The organism is Candidatus Sodalis sp. SoCistrobi, assembly GCF_900143145.1.
In the GTDB taxonomy this organism is placed as follows: Bacteria; Pseudomonadota; Gammaproteobacteria; order Enterobacterales; family Enterobacteriaceae; genus SoCistrobi.
The window spans coordinates 1-2,509 of record NZ_FRDB01000309.1 but is presented as its reverse complement, the minus strand read 5'-3'; the positions used below and the strand labels follow the sequence as shown (position 1 = coordinate 2,509).

Annotated in this window: 1 protein-coding gene and 2 pseudogenes; all 3 read left to right on the top strand. The window is 55.5% G+C overall.

Annotated features, from left to right (window positions below; genetic code table 11):
* Nucleotides 1-138: 138 nt before the first annotated feature.
* Nucleotides 139-759: pseudogene (gene kduD / locus CINSTRO3249_RS15005) on the top strand (2-dehydro-3-deoxy-D-gluconate 5-dehydrogenase KduD); the annotation flags it as partial.
* A 93-nt stretch (nucleotides 760-852) separates the two neighbouring features.
* Nucleotides 853-1,434, top strand: coding sequence for a metal-dependent hydrolase (locus CINSTRO3249_RS15000; protein WP_074013823.1), 582 nt, complete (start codon nucleotides 853-855; stop codon nucleotides 1,432-1,434).
* Nucleotides 1,435-1,871: 437 nt separating this feature from the next.
* A pseudogene (locus CINSTRO3249_RS14995) lies at nucleotides 1,872-2,381 on the top strand (catalase); the annotation flags it as partial.
* Between the last annotated feature and the right edge of the window lie 128 nt (nucleotides 2,382-2,509).

Below are 2,509 nucleotides of genomic sequence, written 5' to 3'. Positions count from 1 at the left end.
TGCTCATGCTGAGTTTCCAGCACTAGATTAACTGCCCGTTCACGGACTTCCGGAGAGTAACGTTTGGTCGTTGTCATAGAGACCTCCACTTTTAAAGTATAGACTCTAATTTATCCGGGGTGATTCAAGCCGGTCGACACCCTACAACAGGTCGAGGCGCGCGGCCGCCGTTTTCTGTCGATTGAGGCCGATTTGAGTGATACCGCGGTCATCCCCGCCATTATCGCCCAGGGGGTAGCGACCTTTGGCCATATCGATATTCTGGTCAATAACGCCGGTATTATTCGCCGCCAGGATGCTATCGAATTCAGCGAAAAAAATTGGGATGATGTGATGGATCTCAATATCAAGTCGCTGTTCTTTATGGCTCAAGCGGCGGCCCGTCAGTTTATCCATCAGGGCCACGGCGGGAAAATTATCAATATTGCCTCGATGCTTTCCTATCAGGGCGGCATTCGCGTTCCCTCCTATACCGCCTCAAAAAGTGCCGTGATGGGCGTAACGCGTCTGATGGCTAACGAATGGGCGCAGCATGGCATTAATGTCAACGCGCTGGCGCCGGGGTATATGGCGACCAATAATACCCAACAACTGCGCGACGATGAGGCCCGTAGCCAGGCGATCCTCGAGCGCATTCCCGCCGGCCGCTGGGGGCTGCCCGCCGATTTGATGGGGCCGGCGGTCTTTTTGGCCTCAAGGGCGTCGGATTATGTTAACGGTTACACCCTGGCGGTAGACGGCGGCTGGCTGGCGCGCTAACGGGCAAGAAAAAGTTACAAGGTAACCTATTCCCGGCGGCCCAGGATTGCTCTATACTGGACAAATGACCAGCCATTTTGCCCTGTGCCGCCTATGACCGCCGAAGGACATTTTATCTTTGCCTTGGCCAGCACCATTTTAGCCAAAAAAATGGCGCTCACCCCCGCGCTTGCCGCGGGGGACTGGTGGCATATTATCGCCGGCGGGTTGCTTACCTGCTTGCTGCCGGACATCGATCACCCTAAATCGGTACTGGGGCAGCGCTTGCACTGGCTGTCTGGCCCTATCGCCCGACTGTGTGGCCATCGCGGCTTCACCCACAGCCTGCTGGCGATCGTCGCCGGCATCCTGCTATTTACTCTGCGTTTACCGCCGCAAAGCATCATCCCGCTTGATGCCTTTCACGCTATGATTATTGGCTATTTAAGCCATATCGCCGCCGACATGCTGACACCCGCCGGCGTGCCGCTGCTGTGGCCCTGCCGCTGGCGCTTCCGCGTGCCGATTTTGCGCCCCGCGAAAGACAATCAGCTAGAGCGTTTGGTCTGCATCGCGACGTTAATCTTCGCGCTGCAGCATCCCGAGGGCACGCCGCTGGTGCGCCATCTGGCGGTTCCCGAGTCAGTGCAGACGTTGTGGCAGCGGGTGCGCGCCAGCCTGTTGCCCTCTCCCTGACCTTTTGAGCACAGGCCGCTTGTGACGGCGCTGATATCATAACGATAGAGCAAGCATTATTTCGCCTTATGCCGCAGGCCGCTTTTGACGGCGCTGACTATCGTAACAATAGAGAAAGCCTTATCTCGCCCTCAGGCCCATACCCGCTGCGGGCTGGTGTGGGTATTTCCCTTTGCTTCACACTGTTATTAGCGCGCTGAGGGAATGCAGGTAAACCGCGGGGCGGCAACGGACGTCAACCTATCTTCCTATTCTAATCAATAATGTGGGATTTTGTTCGCAGGCGTGTGGGCCATTGTCCTTACAACGGTTAGGGAAATCTGTTCTATAGTTGATCCAGCCGATCCCAAAAGACGGTGGTAAATCGCTACTTAACCGGTTGTAAACAGTGAGAGGAGCAACTCAGCCATGTCGACACCCAAGGATCCTTCCAAGGCCCAGCAAAGCCTGTCACATCCAGCCCCGGCCCCGCCAAGTTTCCTCAGACCACCAACGCCAAATTGACGGCGTTGGAGCCACAGCGCAAGAACGGTGAACACCAGCCCCTGACCACCAATCAAGGTACCAAAATTTCCGACGATCAAAATTCATTGCGCGCCGGCAAGCGGGGACCCACGCTGCTGGAAGATTTCATTATGCGTGAGAAGATCACCCATTTTGACCATGAACGCATCCCGGAACGCATTGTGCACGCCCGCGGCTCGGCCGCGCACGGCGTCTTCGAGGTGTACCGCCCGCTGACCGACCTCACCAAAGCGGGTTTTCTGCGCGATCCGGCGGTGAAAACGCCGGTCTATGTACGCTTTTCCACGGTACAGGGGTCACGGGGCTCCGCCGATACGGTGCGTGACATTCGCGGTTTTGCGGTGAAATTTTATACTCAGGAAGGTAACTTTGACCTGGTCGGAAATAATACGCCGGTGTTTTTTATTCAAGATGCCCATAAATTGAATCACCCCGGATAAATTAGAGTCTATACTTTAAAAGTGGAGGTCTCTATGACAACGACCAAACGTTACTCTCCGGAAGTCCGTGAACGGGCAGTTAATCTAGTGCTGGAAACTCAGCATGAGCA